Source organism: Salinibacterium sp. NG22, from assembly GCF_015864925.1.
Classification (GTDB): Bacteria; Actinomycetota; Actinomycetes; order Actinomycetales; family Microbacteriaceae; genus Rhodoglobus.
Genome location: NZ_JADYWG010000002.1, coordinates 213,751 through 228,063 on the forward strand (window position 1 = coordinate 213,751; position 14,313 = coordinate 228,063).

General features: G+C 61.6%; 14 protein-coding genes. 7 read left to right on the forward strand and 7 right to left on the reverse strand.

All coding sequences use genetic code 11. The features are described from left to right. Positions 1–8 precede the first annotated feature (8 nt). The 3 genes from ychF to I6E81_RS10630 all read right to left on the reverse strand — a co-directional run bounded on the left by ychF (position 9) and on the right by I6E81_RS10630 (position 3,685). Complete coding sequence (gene ychF, locus I6E81_RS10620; protein WP_197107419.1) at positions 9–1,085, reverse strand: redox-regulated ATPase YchF; 1,077 nt, start codon at positions 1,083–1,085, stop codon at positions 9–11. A gap of 73 nt (positions 1,086–1,158) precedes the next feature. Beyond that, positions 1,159–2,655: a CoA-acylating methylmalonate-semialdehyde dehydrogenase gene (locus I6E81_RS10625; RefSeq protein ID WP_197107420.1), complete on the reverse strand. Its 1,497-nt coding sequence runs from the start codon at positions 2,653–2,655 to the stop codon at positions 1,159–1,161. Between the two features lie 109 nt (positions 2,656–2,764). After that, positions 2,765–3,685: a LysR family transcriptional regulator gene (locus I6E81_RS10630; protein WP_197107421.1), complete on the reverse strand. Its 921-nt coding sequence runs from the start codon at positions 3,683–3,685 to the stop codon at positions 2,765–2,767. Between the two features lie 78 nt (positions 3,686–3,763). Between I6E81_RS10630 and rmuC the strand changes: the two genes are divergently transcribed. Beyond that, a complete protein-coding gene (gene rmuC / locus I6E81_RS10635; protein ID WP_197107422.1) occupies positions 3,764–5,077 on the forward strand; it encodes a DNA recombination protein RmuC in 1,314 nt (437 codons plus the stop codon). Positions 5,078–5,129: 52 nt separating this feature from the next. On the opposite strand, the gene glpX is transcribed toward rmuC, so the two are convergent. Further along, a complete protein-coding gene (gene glpX / locus I6E81_RS10640) occupies positions 5,130–6,119 on the reverse strand; it encodes a class II fructose-bisphosphatase (protein WP_197107423.1) in 990 nt (329 codons plus the stop codon). A gap of 212 nt (positions 6,120–6,331) precedes the next feature. Here glpX and fbaA point away from each other — a divergent pair, with 212 nt between their 5' ends. Beyond that, on the forward strand, positions 6,332–7,357 hold the full coding sequence (gene fbaA, locus I6E81_RS10645) for a class II fructose-bisphosphate aldolase (protein WP_197107424.1): 1,026 nt from the start codon (positions 6,332–6,334) through the stop codon (positions 7,355–7,357). A 111-nt stretch (positions 7,358–7,468) separates the two neighbouring features. Here fbaA and I6E81_RS10650 read toward each other — a convergent pair whose 3' ends face one another. Then, positions 7,469–8,065 carry a DUF6264 family protein gene (locus I6E81_RS10650; protein WP_197107425.1) on the reverse strand — a complete coding sequence of 199 codons (597 nt, stop codon included), beginning with the start codon at positions 8,063–8,065 and terminating at the stop codon, positions 7,469–7,471. 5 nt (positions 8,066–8,070) lie between these two features. After that, on the reverse strand, positions 8,071–9,117 hold the full coding sequence (locus tag I6E81_RS10655; RefSeq protein WP_197108525.1) for a 4-hydroxy-3-methylbut-2-enyl diphosphate reductase: 1,047 nt from the start codon (positions 9,115–9,117) through the stop codon (positions 8,071–8,073). A gap of 135 nt (positions 9,118–9,252) precedes the next feature. Between I6E81_RS10655 and xseA the strand changes: the two genes are divergently transcribed. From xseA to I6E81_RS10680, 5 genes are read left to right on the forward strand one after another with little or no spacing between them, the layout of a single operon-like run. Continuing rightward, the gene (xseA, locus tag I6E81_RS10660) at positions 9,253–10,473 is read left to right on the forward strand and encodes an exodeoxyribonuclease VII large subunit (RefSeq protein WP_197107426.1); all 1,221 of its coding nucleotides are present in this window, start codon (positions 9,253–9,255) and stop codon (positions 10,471–10,473) included. 19 nt (positions 10,474–10,492) lie between these two features. Continuing rightward, complete coding sequence (locus tag I6E81_RS10665) at positions 10,493–10,741, forward strand: exodeoxyribonuclease VII small subunit (protein ID WP_197107427.1); 249 nt, start codon at positions 10,493–10,495, stop codon at positions 10,739–10,741. Beyond that, positions 10,741–11,388 (forward strand): DUF4245 domain-containing protein, encoded by a 648-nt coding sequence (locus I6E81_RS10670; protein ID WP_197107429.1) that lies wholly within the window; start codon positions 10,741–10,743, stop codon positions 11,386–11,388. Before I6E81_RS10665 ends, I6E81_RS10670 begins: the two co-directional genes overlap by 1 nt. Continuing rightward, positions 11,385–12,026, forward strand: coding sequence for a carbonic anhydrase (locus I6E81_RS10675; RefSeq protein WP_197107431.1), 642 nt, complete (start codon positions 11,385–11,387; stop codon positions 12,024–12,026). The genes I6E81_RS10670 and I6E81_RS10675 overlap by 4 nt, the downstream gene beginning before the upstream one ends. Positions 12,027–12,079: 53 nt before the next feature. After that, positions 12,080–13,477, forward strand: coding sequence for a class II fumarate hydratase (locus tag I6E81_RS10680; protein ID WP_197107433.1), 1,398 nt, complete (start codon positions 12,080–12,082; stop codon positions 13,475–13,477). On the opposite strand, the gene I6E81_RS10685 is transcribed toward I6E81_RS10680, so the two are convergent. Then, entirely contained in the window at positions 13,474–14,220 is a 747-nt protein-coding gene (locus I6E81_RS10685) for a fumarate hydratase (protein ID WP_231604136.1), read from the reverse strand. The two genes, I6E81_RS10680 and I6E81_RS10685, sit on opposite strands and share 4 nt — an antisense overlap. Positions 14,221–14,313 lie beyond the last annotated feature (93 nt).

Sequence of the window (14,313 nt, forward strand, 5' to 3'; positions counted from 1 at the left end):
CCGTTGAACTAGTTGTTGAAGCGGAACTCCACGACGTCGCCGTCGCTCATGACGTATTCCTTGCCCTCAACGCGGGCCTTGCCCTTGGCGCGAGCCTCAGCGATGGAGCCTGTCTCAACGAGGTCGTCGAAGCCGATGACCTCCGCCTTGATGAAGCCCTTTTCGAAGTCGGTGTGGATGACGCCGGCAGCCTGAGGCGCCTTGGCACCCTTCGGGATCGTCCAGGCACGAGTCTCTTTCGGACCCGCCGTGAGATACGTCTGCAGGCCGAGAGTGTCAAAGCCGATACGAGCGAGCTGATCGAGACCGCTCTCTTCCTGGCCGGTGCTTGCGAGAAGCTCTGCGGCATCTTCTTCGTCGAGGTCGATGAGTTCGGCCTCCAACTTGGCGTCAAGGAAGATCGCCTTCGCGGGGGCAACCAGGGCCGCCAATTCGGCGAGCTTCTCGGTGCTGCCCAGCACCGCTTCATCCACGTTGAAAACGTAAATGAACGGCTTGGAGGTGAGCAGACCCAGTTCGCTGATCAGCTCAAGTTCGATCTTGGTCGCCGCCGACAACGGCTTGCCCTCATTGAGGAACGCCTGCGCAGCAAGCGCAGCCTCGAGAACGGCGGGCTCAACACGCTTGGTCTTGAGTTCCTTCTCGTACCGCGCAACAGCCTTTTCAAGCGTCTGTAGGTCAGCGAGAATCAGCTCGGTATTGATGGTCTCCATATCGGATGCCGCATCAACTTTGCCGTCGACGTGAATAACATCCGGGTCGCTAAAGCCGCGCACGACCTGAGCGATGGCGTCAGCCTCGCGGATGTTCGCCAAAAACTTGTTGCCCAGGCCTTCGCCCTCGCTGGCGCCCTGCACAATGCCGGCGATGTCAACGAAGGAGACCGGAGCGGGCAGGATGCGCTCACTGCCGAAGATGCCCGCAAGCACCTTGAGGCGCGGGTCGGGCAGGTTAACGATGCCCACGTTAGGTTCGATGGTCGCGAACGGATAGTTCGCGGCGAGCACCGAATTCTTGGTCAGGGCGTTAAAGAGGGTGGACTTGCCGACATTCGGGAGTCCAACGATTGCAATAGTGAGAGCCACAGAAGACAATCCTACCGGCGATAGCGGCCCCGAGGTACGGGACCGCTATCGCGACGGTAATGCGGACTAGGTGTTAGGCGTCGCTCTGCGGGAAGCCGAGGTTGATTCCACCGTGGCTGGGGTCGAGCCAGCGGCTGGTTACAGCCTTCTGACGAGTGAAGAAACGGATGGCGTCGGGGCCATAAGCCTTCGTGTCGCCGAACATGGAGTCCTTCCACCCACCGAAGGAGAAGAAGGCAACCGGAACGGGGATCGGAACGTTGATGCCGACCATGCCGACCTCAACTTCGCGCTGGAAGCGACGAGCCGCTCCGCCATCGTTCGTGAAGATCGCGGTGCCGTTTCCATACTGCGAGGAGTTGATCAGGGCGAGCCCTTCTTCGTAGCTCTGAACGCGAATCACGCCGAGAACCGGTCCGAAGATTTCGTGCTTGTAGACATCCGAATCCGTGGAGACGTTGTCGATGAGCGTCGGGCCGAGCCAGAAGCCGTTAGCGTCGCCATCGATCTCGATGCCGCGACCGTCAACGACAACAGTGGAGCCGTCAGCTTCAGCAAGCTCGATGTAGCCAGCAACCTTGTCGCGGTGCTGCTGCGTGATGAGCGGACCCATGTCGCAGGAGCGAGTTCCGTCGCCAACCTTGAGGGTCGACATCCGCTCGCTGACCTTCGCGATGAGCTCGTCAGCAACAGGCTCGACAGCAACGACGACCGAGATCGCCATGCAACGCTCGCCAGCGGAACCGAAGCCAGCGTTGACAGCAGAGTCAGCAACGAGGTCGAGGTCCGCATCCGGAAGCACCAGCATGTGGTTCTTGGCGCCACCAAGAGCCTGAACGCGCTTGCCGTGGTGAGCAGCGGTTTCGTAGATGTACTTGGCGATAGGAGTGGAACCAACGAACGAGACGCTGGCAACATCGGGGTGCTCAAGAAGGGTGTCAACGGCGAGCTTGTCACCGTGAACGACGTTGAAGACACCGTCAGGAAGGCCTGCCTCGGTGAAAAGCTCTGCCATCCAGAGCGAGGCGGACGGGTCCTTCTCGCTGGGCTTCAAAACAACCGTGTTACCGGCGGCAACGGCCATCGGGAAGAACCACATCGGCACCATGGCCGGGAAGTTGAAGGGGCTGATGATCGAGACAACGCCGAGCGGCTGCTGCAACGAGTACACATCAACACCGGTCGACACGTTTTCGCTGTACTCGCCCTTGCTGAGCTGGGCGATGCCACAGGCGTAGTCGAGAACTTCAAGGCCACGGGCGATCTCGCCAGCAGCATCTGAAAGCACCTTGCCGTGCTCGGCGGTGATGATGGCAGCAAGCTCATCCTTGCGAGCGTTGAAAAGCTCGCGGAAAGCAAACATTACCGCGGTGCGCTTGGCGAGCGACGTGTTGCCCCAGGCGGGGAAGGCAGCCTTAGCCGCGGCAACACCAGCGTTGACATCAGCGACGGATGCGAGAGGAACGGTGCGAGCGACAGCGCCCGTTGCGGGGTTGAAGACGTCGCCACGGTTGGGCGAATCGCCCTCGGTAGCGGAGCCGTTGATCCAGTGCGGAATCGTGGAGTACATGGGCCTACTTTCGATCGGAGGTGTGCCCAGTCTGCAACCCATCCGATCTGCAATCAAGACCTATTAGTGCACGGGCAATCTGCAGAAACGCACACGGTGGTGTGAGGCGCTAGTTGAAGGGCAATAGCTCTGAGCCGCGCCGCGCGACCTCGCGATGCAAAGCCGCTCGCACCAGCTGAACGGCCTCGACATCCGCGGCCTCTTTGCGCACCGAAAGAGCGAACTCCAAGCGGAAACTGACCTCGTCGGGCAGCACCGCAACCAGGCCAGGCTCGGGCTCAGCCATGAAGGCGTGCAGCAACCCAATGCCTGCTCCCTGACGTGTGGCCTCGAGTTGCGCAAACACACTCGTGGAACCGAATCCGACGCGCATGCCGCCGAGTACCGGGGCGAGGTCGAGCTCGCGAACCGTGAGCAGGGCATCCACATAAAAGACCAGCGGATGGCTGTCGAGATCGGCAACAGAATGAATCGGTGGATGCGTCGCGACATAGCCGGGCGAAGCATAGAGACGCAACGCGTAGGCGGCGAGCGGCTCAGAGGCGAGGCGTGAGGTCGCCGTGGTGCCGATCGTGATCGCCAGATCGAAGCCTGCGCCACGCAAACTCAGCGGGCGGGTAGAGGTGACCAGCTCGACCGTGATGGCAGGATGCTCCGCCTGCACTGCCGCGAGCGCTGCCGTCACAAAGGTGGCCCCGAATCCATCGGGCGCGACGATGCGCACGGTGCCGCGCACTTCGTCCGCTCCCCCGCTGGTGGCCCCGACGACGTTTTCGACGATGTTCTCGAGCCCGGCGGCGCGGGTGGCAACTTCGCGGCCGATGGCGGTGAGTTCCCAGCCGTCAGCGCCACGGTCAAGGAGCCGCACCCCGAGGGCTGCTTCAAGCCGGTCGATGCGGCGACGCACGGTGGTGTGGTCGACGCCGAGCAGGGTTGCTGCCGACACCATTCGGCCGGCGCGGGCCACAGCAATGAGGTAGCGCAGATCGTCGGTGCTCACATCGAGCGGATGCACGGAATCGCTAGCCATGCGTTAACCCTAGGGGCGCTTCGGGACAACTGCCGCAGGGCATCCTGCAATGTCGTCGCCGGCTGGCACACTGGCGGAATGGATCCCCTCGTCGCCCTCATCGTTGGTCTACTCGTGGGCGCCGTCCTCGGCGTCGTGATTGGCCTGCTCATTGCCCGTGTTCGCGCGACCGCGCCGACGGGCCGCGTTGACCCCGAAGTGCTGGAGGCTCGCCATCAGGCGGCGATCGCGAACGTGACTGCCGCTGAGCGCGAACAGCAGTCTCGACTGGCAGCGGAACTGGCATCCATCACGGCACGGTCTGAAGCGCTGAGCGAGCAAGTGGCGTCACTGCAAGCGCAGTACCGCGAGACCCTCGATCGTCAGCGTGATGAGGCGGCAGCGCTCGTTGAGCGCGAACGTCGCGAGTCGAAGGTGCTGCAGGCCCTCACTCCGGTGCAAGAGACGCTACGCACGATGCAGAACAAGGTCACCGAGTTGGAGTCGCAGCGCAGTCTGCAACACGGCGAACTGAGCCAGCAACTCAAGTCGGCCACCGAATCCGAAGAGCGCCTGCGCAGCACCGCCGAATCGTTGGCATCGGCCCTGCGCAACAACTCCACGCGTGGCGTCTGGGGCGAAACCCAATTGCGCAACGTCGTGCAGGCCGCTGGCCTCATCGAACGGGTCGACTTCGACCTGCAATCGAGCATCAATTCGGATGCCGGTGCCGGCCGCCCCGACATGGTCGTGCACCTTCCCGGCGGCAAGAACATCGCGGTCGACGCCAAAGTTCCCTTCACCGCCTTCTTGGAGGCGAGCCAGATCTCGGTCACCGCGACGGGAGAAGAAGGTGCCCGCCGCGAGGCCCTCATCAAGCAGCACGTCAAGGTCATGCGCGGCCACATCGACACCCTCGCCAGCAAGGCCTACTGGGCCGGGCTCGAGGCCTCCCCCGAGCTCGTTATTGCGTTCATCCCGAGCGAATCGCTCGTATCGTCAGCGATGGAGGCTGACCCGTCAATCATGGATTACGCCTTCAGCAAGCGCGTCGCTCTCGCCTCCCCCGTGACCCTGTGGTCAGTGTTGAAGACGGTGGCGTTCTCCTGGCAGCAAGACGTGCTCACCGACCAAGCCAAGACGCTGTTTGATCTCAGCAAAGAGCTCTACCAGCGCCTCGCCACGCTTGCCGAGCACGCCGACAAACTGCGTCGCTCAATAGACACCACCGTGAACAGTTACAACCAGTTCGCGAACTCGCTCGAGAGCCGCGTGCTCGTGACCGCCCGCAAGCTCAATGCCCTCGACGAATCGAAAGTCATCGGCGATACCCACACGGTAGAGGGCACGCCAAAGCACATCACGGCAGCCGAAATGGAACTCGAACTGCCTACCGACAGCGACGGCCGTTAACGAGAACTGGCGCGCTCTCCGAGACGGAGAACGCGCCAATTGAAGGCTGTCTTTAGTGGTCGAGCCACTTCTCGGCGAGGTGATCAGCCGAAATGCGGCGAATCGTTCCCGAATGTGAACGCAACACAATCGACTCCGTGCGGATGATGGGGCCGTAGCGACGCACACCCTTCACGAGTCCACCATCGGTTACACCCGTCGCAACGAAGAACGTGTTGTCGCTGGCGACCATTTCGTCAGCCGTGTAGACGTGATCAAACTTGAGCCCGGCATCCATTCCGCGTTGACGTTCATCATCACTTTGCGGGTACAGGATCGTCTGGATCTCGCCGCCGAGTGCCTTGATGGCACACGCCGTAGCAACACCCTCGGGGCTGCCACCGATGCCGACACACATGTCGATGCGAGTGCCATAGAGCGCAGCATTGATTCCGCCGGCAACATCACCGTCGAGCATGAGGCGCGTACCCGCACCAGCTTCGCGGATGTCGTCGATGAGTTGAGCGTGACGCGGACGGTCAAGCACAGCAACCACGATGTCTTCTGGACGCTTGCCCTTAGCCTTCGCGAGCGCGCGGATGTTCTCGCCGATGGGCTTGTGGATGTCGATAACCCCGATGCCTTCAGCACCCGTGACGATCTTGTCCATGTAGAAAACGGTGGATGCGTCGAGCATCGTGCCGCGGTCAGACACAGCAATCATCGAGATTGCGTTCTGTCGCCCGGCTGCCGTGAGCGACGTGCCGTCGATAGGGTCAACCGCGATGTCGCAGGCTGGCCCGCGACCGGTGCCGACGTGCTCACCGTTGAAGAGCATGGGGGCGTTGTCTTTTTCGCCCTCGCCAATAACAACGAGGCCATCGAAGTCGACGGTGCCCAAGAACTTGCGCATCGCATCAACCGCGGCGCCATCGGCGCCAAGCTTGTCGCCCTTACCAATGAAGGGAACGGCGCGAATCGCGGCCGCTTCGGTTGCCCGCACAAGCTCAAGAGCGAGGTTGCGATCGGGATGGAGGAATAGCGTGCCGGTTTCTGTACTCACCTAGAGGCATCCTTCGTTGAGAGTGGTCGACTGGGGACGCGCCGGTGGTGGTCAGCGCAGCCCTCAGTCTATCCGAATCGTTCCACCGCCTTCGGTCGTTACCGGAGAGATCGCACTAACGTGCAACAGTTCGCGCCCACACAGAGGCGGTGGATAGAATCGAGGCGAGCCGGACCAGAGCGGTAGTCGGTACCGCATGAGGAGAGACAACAATGCCAGTCGCAACCCCAGACCAGTACGCAGAAATGCTCGACAAGGCGAAGAAGAACTCCTTCGCCTACCCCGCCATCAACGTTTCGTCGTCGTCCACCATCAACGGCGTGCTTCAGGGCCTCAGCGATGCAGGCTCTGACGGCATCATCCAGGTCACCACGGGTGGCGCAGACTACTTCGCTGGCCAGTCGGTCAAGGCACGCGCATCCGGAGCACTCGCTTTCGCTGCGTTCGTCACCGAAGCCGCCAAGAACTACCCCGTCACGGTTGCTCTGCACACCGACCACTGCCCCAAGAACGCTCTCGATGACTTTGTCTACCCGCTCATCGCGGCATCCGAAGCTGAGGTCAAGGCCGGTCGCAACCCGATCTTCCAGTCGCACATGTGGGACGGCTCAGCTGTTCCCCTCGACGAGAACCTCGCCATCGCACGCGACATCCTTCCCCGCATGAAGGCCATCAACTCGATTCTCGAAGTTGAAATCGGCGTCGTCGGCGGAGAAGAAGATGGTGTCAGCCACGACATCAACGACAGCCTTTACACGACACTGGATGACGTTATCGCTACCGTCGAAGCGCTCGGCCTCGGCGAGCAGGGCCGCTACATCGCAGCCCTCACCTTCGGCAACGTGCACGGCGTGTACAAGCCCGGCAACGTGAAGCTTCGCCCTGAACTGCTCGGTGAAATCCAGGCCGGCATCGCCGCGAAGTACGGCACCGATGCTAACCCGCTCGACCTCGTCTTCCACGGCGGATCAGGTTCGACCGATGAAGAGATCGCGACCGCTGTCGCCAACGGTGTTATCAAGATGAACATCGACACCGACACCCAGTACGCCTACAGCCGCTCGATTGCTGACAGCGTTCTGAAGAACTACGACGGCTTCCTCAAGGTTGACGGCGAAGTGGGCAACAAGAAGATTTACGACCCCCGCGCCTGGGGCAAGACAGCAGAGTCGGCTCTCGCCCTCCGCGTTGTTGAAGCCACCAAGCAGCTCGGTTCGGCTGGATTCTCCAGCAAGTAGCGCTCGTTACGAATAGGGGTTGACCTTCGGGTCAGCCCCTATTCGTCGTTAACAGCGGTGGCGGCTTTGTCGCCGCCAGCAGCTCGGCGCACTCAACGACAGCAGGAACGGCTACTGCAGGCTTTCGACGTACGCCATGAAACCGGGGTCGCTGAGCACAGCAACGAAGATCGCCACCATGAGCGCTAGCCCCGCGACGCTCGCACCGATGAGGGGAATCCAGAAGGCGATTCGTTTGCGCTGAATTTGCAGCAACGCGAAGATGATCGTGAGCACGAGGGCGGCGATGCGAACGATGTTGGCAACACCGCCGGCATCCGTGGCGATGGCGTCAGACGAGAAATCGTCCATGCCCTGAGCCGCGAGGCCCTCCCGCAGTACCGGGCCAAGGTTAGCTACCGTGCTGAACGTGTTGATGATGTCCGCGACGCCGAAGAGCAACAGGGTTGCAGTAAGAAAGACGTCCCACAGGCGATGTTTACGCGCGGGTGCCTCCGCGTTAGCGCCGTGACCGGTGAGGCCAGCCGCCGCACCACGCTGATGCTGCGCGTTGAGCGAGGAATCGGGAATGATCGGCATGATCGGCGGTGCCATCGCGGCAGGATCAGTCGCTGACTCTCCAGCGCCGACCTCGCTCGTGCCTTCTGGCGCCGTGGGAGGCAGGGGTGCATACTCGCCGTATTTCGGGCGTGGGCGCGGGTCTGTCATAGATTTTATTGCCAATCAAGTTTGCGATTGCGGCCACCGAGGCCACGCTCATCGGGGTTGCCTGCAGCGTCGGTGCGCAGTTCTTTGGGCAGCGAGAACATCAGATCTTCCTCGGCGGTGACGACAGTCGAGACGTCGCCGTACCCTGCTTCTGCGAGGTCAGCCAGCACTTCTTGAACCAAAACTTCGGGAACGGATGCTCCGCTCGTGACGCCAACCGTGGCGACACCGTCGAGCCACTCTTGCTTGATCTCGCTCGCGTAATCGACCCGGTAAGCCGCTTTGGCGCCGTATTCGAGGGCGACATCGACGAGGCGCACCGTGTTGGAGCTGTTGGCGCTGCCGACGACGATGACGAGTTCAGCGTCTTCAGCAACCTTCTTGATGGCCACCTGACGGTTCTGCGTGGCGTAACAAATGTCGTCGCTCGGCGGATCTTGAAGTGTAGGGAACCGTTCGCGCAGCAGGCGAACTGTCTCCATCGTTTCATCGACGCTCAACGTGGTCTGCGAGAGCCAGACGAGGTTGTCGGTGTTCTCGACCACAATGTTGGGCACATCGGCGGGGCTATTGACGAGGATGGTGCGCTCGGGCGCGTGGCCCATCGTGCCTTCAACCTCTTCGTGGCCATCATGGCCGATCAGCAAGATTTGGTAGTTGTCGCGAGCGAACCGCGTTGCTTCGCGGTGCACCTTCGTGACGAGCGGGCAGGTTGCGTCGATTGCATGCAGCTCGCGGTCGGAGGCTCCCTTAACAACAGCCGGCGAGACACCGTGGGCAGAAAAGACAACGGTTGATCCTTCGGGGATCTCGTCGACCTCATCCACAAAAATGGCGCCTTGCGCTTCGAGCGTCGTCACGACGTGAATGTTGTGAACAATTTGCTTGCGCACATAGACAGGAGCGCCGTAGTTAGCGAGCGCTTTTTCGACAGCAATGACAGCGCGGTCGACTCCCGCGCAGTAGCCGCGCGGGGCCGCTAATACGACACGTTTTGAGCCTGCGACCGGCAAATTTTTCAATTGCTCTCGGCGTGCGGGCATCGGGGGCATCGCTAGCGCTTGGGCGCTTCCGTTAGAAATGGTGCTCACTTGGATGATTCTACCGAACACCGCTGCACGAACGCCGAACGGAGAGCAGTATCAGCGGCATCCTCTACCCTGTAATCACAAGCTTGAGGAGGCTAGGTGACGATCACAGAGGGACCGCCCACCGTCGATACTCCATGGCCGGTGTCGGTGCTGTCGCACAAGATCCGCGGCTGGATCGAACGACTCGGCACGGCCTGGGTCGAAGGCGAGATCACCCAGTGGGGTGGTTCGGGCGGCAACATCTACGGCAAGCTCAAAGACCTTGAAGTGGATGCCACCATCTCGTTCACCATTTGGTCGTCGGTGCGCACCAAGTTGCCCAAGGATCTCAAGCAGGGCGATCGCGTTGTCGCGCTCGTCAAACCTAACTACTGGGTCAAGGGCGGAACGCTCACCATGCAGGTGCTCGAGATGCGGCACGTCGGGCTTGGCGACTTGCTCGAGAAGCTCGAACTGCTGCGCCAGAAATTGCGCGCCGAGGGCCTCTTCGAGCACAAAAAGCCCCTGCCCTTCTTGCCCAACTGCATCGGGCTTGTCACGGCGAAAGACAGCGACGCTGAAAAAGACGTGATTCGCAACGCTCAGCTACGCTGGCCCGCCGTGAAGTTCCGCACCGCCCATGCGGCCGTGCAGGGCGAGCGTGCCGTCAACGAGGTGTCTCAGGGCATCCGAGAATTGGATGCCGATCCCGAGGTCGATGTCATCATCGTCGCCCGTGGGGGTGGCGACTTTCAGAACCTACTCGTGTTCAGCGATGAATCCTTGGTGCGCACGGCCGCGGCCTGCGTCACTCCGCTGGTGTCGGCGATTGGGCATGAGAACGATCGACCGCTGCTCGACGAGGTCGCTGATTTGCGGGCATCCACCCCCACTGATGCGGCGAAACGTGTCGTGCCGGATGTCGCTGAAGAGTTGAGTCGCGTGCAGCAAGCGCGTTCAGGCATGCGACTGCGCATCACCCAGCGCCTCAGTTATGAGGGCGATCGTTTGGAATCGCTGCGCACCCGTCCGGTACTAGCGAACCCGGTGTCGCTTGTCGACGCGCACGCCGATGAGCTTTCGCGGTACGTCTCGCGCAGCAACGAACTGGTAGAGCGCGCGATTGAGAAAGCGCACGCCGGGGTCACCGAGCTGACGGGCCAATTGCGAGCCCTCTCCCCTCAACGCACACTGCAGCGCGGCTATGCCATCGCGCAGCTGCCTGATGGCACTGCCGTGCGTTCCACTTCTGATGCCCCCGACGGCACTGAGCTCCTGCTCACCGTTGCCGACGGCAAGATTTCCACCACCGTTACCGGCCAGCCGGCAGACGACTAGAGAACAGTAGAATTACATCGTGGCTACCCCCAATGAAACCCCTGTCAGTGAGCTCAGTTATGAAGAAGCTCGGGATGAGCTCATTGCTGTAGTCAACGAACTCGAACAGGGTTCGGCAACGCTCGAACAATCGCTGGCGTTCTGGGAACGCGGCGAGGCTCTCGCCCAGCGGTGCGAAGAGTGGCTGATTGGCGCCCGCGCCCGGCTTGACGCCGCCCGCAGCGCCGGCACGGCTAGTGACTCTGCTGACGCGAGCACCGACCAGTAATGGCTAAGAGCACCGAACCGCCCATCGTCGCTGAGCTGGGTCGCCCCGAGACGCCAGAAGAGACTTTCGCGCGCAAGGCAGAGAACTCGCGCAAGCACCGTGCCAACCAGACGCTCCTCAACCTGGTCGGCGCCACGGTGGCATCCCTCGTTGTCGTGTTATTTCTTGTGCTCGTTGTTGTTCGCCCCGGCGAAGAAACCCCCGTGGTCGCCGACTACCAGACCATCGCCGCCGATGCTCAAGTCGATTCGAGCGCGCCGCTTCTCGCCCCCTCCTTGCCAGAGTCTTGGTACGCCAACTCGGCGCGACTGGGAACCACTTCGTCAGTGCAGACCTGGTACATCGGACTTGTGACGCCATCCACCGACACCTCGGGGGCGCAGTTCATCGCGCTTGAACAGGGCATCGAAGCGAACCCCACGTGGGTCGGAATCGTGACGGATGGCGCCCTCGCGACCGGCACGATCGTGATCGATGGAATCGAGTGGACGATTTACGATCGCCGTTCGGACTCGGACACCGGAAACTATGCGTACGTGCTCTCGGCGGAGCTTGCAGGCAGCACTGTTGTGCTTCACGGAACCGCCGCCGATTCAGAGTTCGAACTACTTGCGGCATCCATCGCCGCCGATGTGGAGACACCATGACGAACCCCACCAAAACACCCGCCCAAGTGTGGAATGAGATGTCGCGCGGCAACGAGCGATTCGTTTCTGGCGCACCGGCGCATCCCCGTCAAGATGTAGATCGTCGCACCGAGCTGGCCAATGCTCAAGCACCGCACGCCGCGCTGTTCGGCTGCAGCGACTCCCGCCTCGCAGCCGAAATCATTTTCGACAAAGGCCTCGGCGATCTCTTCGTCGTGCGAAACGCCGGTCAAGTCATCTCCAGCTCCGTCGTGGGCTCTCTCGAATATGCGGTGAGCGTGCTCAACGTTCCACTGATTCTCGTTCTCGGCCACGACGAATGTGGTGCTGTTGCTGCTGCCATCGAATCCCAGACAGCGGATGCTCCCGCGCTGCCCCCACACATCCAATCGTTGATCTCAAAAATTGTGCCCGCCGTGCGTCGCGTTGCTGGCAGTGAATCTGGCACCGTGGAGATCGACTCGATCAATGCGTATGACGTGGGGCGCATTCATTTGCGTGCCACCATCCTCGAACTCATGAATGCGTCCGAGCTCATCAGCGATGCTGTGGCCGCAGGTACCCTTGCAGTAGTAGGCGCGAACTACCGTTTGCTTGAGGGTCGGGCTGTGCCCGATCTCGTTATCGGCACGGTTTAGCGCCCTCCACCACGTCTCACCCAGTTCGCTCGCAAACAAAGGATTACAACGCTGTGACGAGTTCCACCGAATACCGCATCGAACACGACACCATGGGCGAGGTACGCGTGCCCAAGGATGCCCTCTACGGCGCTCAGACGCAGCGCGCAGTAGAGAACTTTCCCATCTCGGGCACCGGCCTTGAGCCCGCTCAGATCGTCGCTCTCGCCCGCGTCAAGCGTGCCGCCGCAATCGCCAACAGCGAACTCGGCAAGCTCGACCCCGCCATCGCGGATGCCATTGTGGGCGCCGCAGACCAGATCATCGACGGTCAGTTCCACAACCAGTTCCCGGTAGACACCTACCAGACCGGCAGCGGCACCTCCTCGAACATGAACATGAACGAAGTTCTTGCTCGACTCGCGACCGACTCGCTCGGCAGCGCCGTTCACCCCAACGACCACGTCAACGCATCGCAGTCGTCGAACGACGTGTTCCCCACCTCGGTGCACCTTGCCGTGACCGGTGCGCTTATCGGTGACCTCATCCCGTCGCTTGAGCACCTCGCTGCAGCACTCGACGTGAAGGCAGAACTGTGGAAGGGCGCGGTCAAGGCTGGCCGTACCCACCTCATGGATGCCACTCCCGTCACCCTCGGCCAAGAATTTGCCGGCTACGCCCGCCAGATTCGTCTCGGCATCGCCCGCATCCAGTCGGCAATCCCCCGCGTCGCAGAGGTTCCCCTCGGCGGCACCGCCGTCGGCACAGGCATCAACACCCCACTCGGCTTCCCGCAGCGCGTCATCGAGATCCTCGCCGAGAACTCCGGTCTGCCGATCACCGAGGCTGAAGACCACTTCGAAGCTCAGGGTGCGCGCGACTCCCTCGTAGAGGCATCCGGTGCTCTTCGCGTGATCGCCGTCTCCGTTACCAAGATCTGCAACGACCTCCGCTGGATGGGCTCAGGCCCCAACACCGGTCTCGGCGAATTGCAGATCCCCGATCTCCAGCCCGGCTCCTCGATCATGCCCGGCAAAGTCAACCCGGTCATCCCCGAAGCCGTGCTCATGGTCTGTGCTCGCGTTATCGGAAACGACGCGACGATCGCGTGGGGTGGAGCATCCGGAGCCTTCGAACTCAACGTTGCGATCCCCGTGATGGGAACCTCGCTGCTCGAGTCGAGCCGCCTGCTCTCCAACTCGCTGCGCGCCCTCGCCGACAAGACCGTTGACGGTCTCGAAGCGAACCTCGAGCGCGCCCTCGCCCTTGCCGAATCATCGCCGTCGATCGTGACGCCGCTGAACAAGATCATCGGCTACGAAGCAGCGTCCAAGATTGCCAAGCACGCTGTTGCACAGTCAATTACCGTGCGTGAAGCCGTCATTGATCTCGGCTTTGTTGAGCGCGGCGAAGTCACGCTCGAACAGTTGGATGCCGCCCTCGACGTTCTGTCGATGACGACACCTGGCTAACTAGTTGTATCAAGCAGTGTGAGCGGCGTTCCGTCGAGGCCCTCGACGGAACGCTCGCCGATCACATCATTCAATGTGATCGGGATGAGCACTGAGCCGGTGAGGTCTTCACCGAGCGGGCACGCTTCTGCGTTGTCGGGCTTCGAACCATCGCTTGGCGTGGGCAAGCCATACTGAACCGCGATTTGCACGCTCTCGGGCCCCTCAACGACGACAACCCGACGAGGAACACACAGCAGCGGGCCACGCACATGAATCAAGACATCAGCTCGACCAATCGTCGAATCTGTTTCGTCGGGCTCACTGCCGATGTAGCCCGGAATGTTCGTGGTGCCTAGCCGCGAAAACGGTTCGAGGTCGAGCAAATACAGCGGCGCCGCCTCATCGTCGTTCACCGGGAGGTAATTCTCGATCGGTACCTCAACGAGGGCGGGATCAGGCGTCGTCGCGGGTTGGAACGTGCGGTACACGAACAACGGTGCTGGCGATCCCCACGTCTGTTCGAGAACGCTGACGTGCGAGGGCTCTTGCGGTGTGCGTGCGGTAGTAGCGATCACGGCGAAAACCACCACGAGCAGGGCGAGCCCGAGCGCAATGCCAGCGATGAGTTGGCGAGAAGCGTAAGCCGCGCCGCCTGGCTCTGAGGAGTGGGCGTTTGCTACCGACCACGAAAAAAGGCTCCGCCATTGGTTTCGGGGTGCGAGTATCGCCCACACCACGGCAACCCCAAGGGGAATTGCCAAAAACCACCACACCGAGCCCACGAGAAAACCTTACGTTGTCTGAGCGCGCCGCGCTGACACTCACGCGGCGCGCTCAGACTTTGAGAGCCAATC

Excerpts from the sequence above, each read along its gene's own strand:
- I6E81_RS10630 (WP_197107421.1), bottom strand. The coding sequence starts at position 3,685 with ATGGCTAGCGATTCCGTGCATCCGCTCGATGTGAGCACCGACGATCTG.
- I6E81_RS10675 (WP_197107431.1), top strand. The coding sequence starts at position 11,385 with ATGACGAACCCCACCAAAACACCCGCCCAAGTGTGGAATGAGATGTCG.
- I6E81_RS10655 (WP_197108525.1), bottom strand. The coding sequence starts at position 9,117 with ATGCCCCCGATGCCCGCACGCCGAGAGCAATTGAAAAATTTGCCGGTC.
- I6E81_RS10625 (WP_197107420.1), bottom strand. The coding sequence starts at position 2,655 with ATGTACTCCACGATTCCGCACTGGATCAACGGCTCCGCTACCGAGGGC.
- fbaA (WP_197107424.1), top strand. The coding sequence starts at position 6,332 with ATGCCAGTCGCAACCCCAGACCAGTACGCAGAAATGCTCGACAAGGCG.
- I6E81_RS10670 (WP_197107429.1), top strand. The coding sequence starts at position 10,741 with ATGGCTAAGAGCACCGAACCGCCCATCGTCGCTGAGCTGGGTCGCCCC.
- rmuC (WP_197107422.1), top strand. The coding sequence starts at position 3,764 with ATGGATCCCCTCGTCGCCCTCATCGTTGGTCTACTCGTGGGCGCCGTC.
- I6E81_RS10650 (WP_197107425.1), bottom strand. The coding sequence starts at position 8,065 with ATGACAGACCCGCGCCCACGCCCGAAATACGGCGAGTATGCACCCCTG.